The organism is Burkholderia sp. E168m23 (genome assembly GCF_016586125.1).
Classification (GTDB): domain Bacteria; phylum Pseudomonadota; class Gammaproteobacteria; order Burkholderiales; family Burkholderiaceae; genus Burkholderia; species Burkholderia orbicola.
The window spans coordinates 1-2,100 of record NZ_BCPP01001115.1 but is presented as its reverse complement, the minus strand read 5'-3'; the positions used below and the strand labels follow the sequence as shown (position 1 = coordinate 2,100).

At 68.2% G+C, this 2,100-nt stretch carries 2 protein-coding genes; one reads left to right on the top strand and one right to left on the bottom strand.

Annotation, left to right across the window (positions count from 1 at the left end; translation table 11 throughout):
- Positions 1–1,344 (bottom strand): adenylosuccinate lyase (purB, locus tag JMF90_RS34675; protein ID WP_201326126.1); only part of this gene is annotated, 1,344 nt, incomplete at its 3' end.
- Between the two features lie 266 nt (positions 1,345–1,610).
- Here purB and JMF90_RS34670 point away from each other — a divergent pair.
- Positions 1,611–2,100: LysR family transcriptional regulator (locus JMF90_RS34670; protein ID WP_201326125.1), on the top strand; the 490-nt coding region annotated here is incomplete at its 3' end.

Here is a 2,100-nt window from a genome sequence, read left to right as displayed (position 1 = left end):
CGCCGGCGTCATCGCGAGCAGGCGGTCTTTCGCATCCTGCGGGATCGCCAGCGTGCCGACGAATTCCTGCAGTGCTTCGCGCGTGATGCCCTTGCCGCGCGTCAGTTCCTTCAGCTGCTCGTACGGGTTCTCGATGCCGTAGCGGCGCATCACCGTCTGCACCGGCTCGGCGAGCACTTCCCAGCAGTTGTCGAGGTCTTCGTTCAGGCGCTGCGGATTCACTTCGAGCTTGTCGAGACCGCGGATCAGCGAGTCGTACGCGAGCAGCGAGTAGCCGAGCGCGACGCCCATGTTGCGCAGCACCGTCGAGTCGGTCAGGTCGCGCTGCCAGCGCGACACCGGCAGCTTGTCGGCGAGGTGGCGCAGCGTCGCGTTCGCGAGGCCGAGGTTGCCTTCCGAGTTCTCGAAGTCGATCGGGTTGACCTTGTGCGGCATCGTCGACGAGCCGATTTCGCCGGCCTTCGTCTTCTGCTTGAAGTAGCCGACCGAGATGTAGCCCCACACGTCGCGGTCGAGGTCGAGCAGGATCGTGTTCGCGCGCGCCACAGCGTCGAACAGTTCGGCCATGTAGTCGTGCGGCTCGATCTGGATCGTGTACGGGTTGAACGTGAGCTTCAGGCGGTTCTCGATCACGTCGCGCGAGAACGCTTCCCAGTCGAATTCCGGATACGCCGAGAAATGCGCGTTGAAGTTGCCGACCGCGCCGTTCATCTTGCCGAGGATCTCGACCTTCTCGATGCGCGTGATCGCACGGGCGAGACGCGCGGCGACGTTCGCGAGTTCCTTGCCGAGCGTCGTCGGGCTGGCCGGCTGGCCGTGCGTGCGGGACAGCATCGGCTGCTCGGCGTGCGCGTGCGCGAGTGCGACGAGGCGCTGGTAGACCGTGCGCAGCGCCGGCAGGATCACGTGTTCGCGCGCGCCGGCGAGCATCATGCCGTGCGACGTGTTGTTGATGTCCTCGGACGTGCACGCGAAGTGGATGAATTCGCTCGCCTTCTCGAGTTCGGCCTGGCCCTTCACCGATTCCTTCAGCCAGTATTCGACGGCCTTCACGTCGTGGTTCGTCACGCGCTCGATTTCCTTGATGCGCGCGGCGTCGTGCGCGGTGAAGCGCTCGGCGAGCTGCAGCAGGAACTGCTCGGAGGCTTCCGAGAAGCGCGGGACTTCCGCGAAGCCGGCGCGCGACAGCGCGATCAGCCAGTGCACCTCCACGGTGACGCGGTGGCGCATGAAGGCGGCTTCGGAGAGCCAGTCGCGCAGCGCTTCGGTCTTGCTGGCGTAGCGGCCGTCGATGGGCGAGAGCGCGGTGAGGGCGAAAAGCGTATCGGGACGAGTGTCGGACATGATCGGGCAGGGCCTTTTGGGGCCGGGGCGAACGAGGGGAGGAGAATCCGGCATTTTACCATCGGCGCGCGTCGATCCCGGCCGAACCGGTCCGGCCGTGGCTGCCGCGGGCGCGCGCGGTTCGGGCGGCACCGGGGCGGCGCGCGAATGGCGTGCCGGCGGGGGCCCGCGCCGGCTTGCCGGGCCGCGTTCGACGCCGCCGGCCGGGGCCGCCCGCCGGTAGAATGCAGGCTTCTTCCCGACCGCCGCCCGCCGCGCCCGCCTGCATGGAACTGAAATGGCTCGAAGACTTCGTCTCGCTCGCGGAGACGCGCAGCTTTAGCCGGTCCGCCGAGCTGCGGCACGTGTCGCAGCCGGCGTTTTCGCGGCGCATCCAGGCGCTCGAGGCGTGGCTCGCGACCGAGCTGATCGATCGTTCGGTCTATCCGACGCGGCTCACGCAGGCCGGGCAGATCTTCTACGAGCAGGCGCTGACGATGCTGTCGCAGGCGCACGAGGCGCGCACGCTGCTGCGCGGCCACGTCGGCGCGCCGGTGCCGACGATCGAATTCGCGGTGCCGCACACGCTGTCGCTCACGTATTTCCCGCGCTGGCTCGAGCGGATCGAGGCGAAGATGGGCCAGGTCCACACGCGGCTGCGCGCGCTGAACGTGCACGACGCGGTGCTGTCGCTGGTCGAGGGCGGCTGCGACCTCGTGATGGGCTATCACCACCCGAGCCATCCGGTCGCGCTCGACCCGGCCCGCTACGACATGC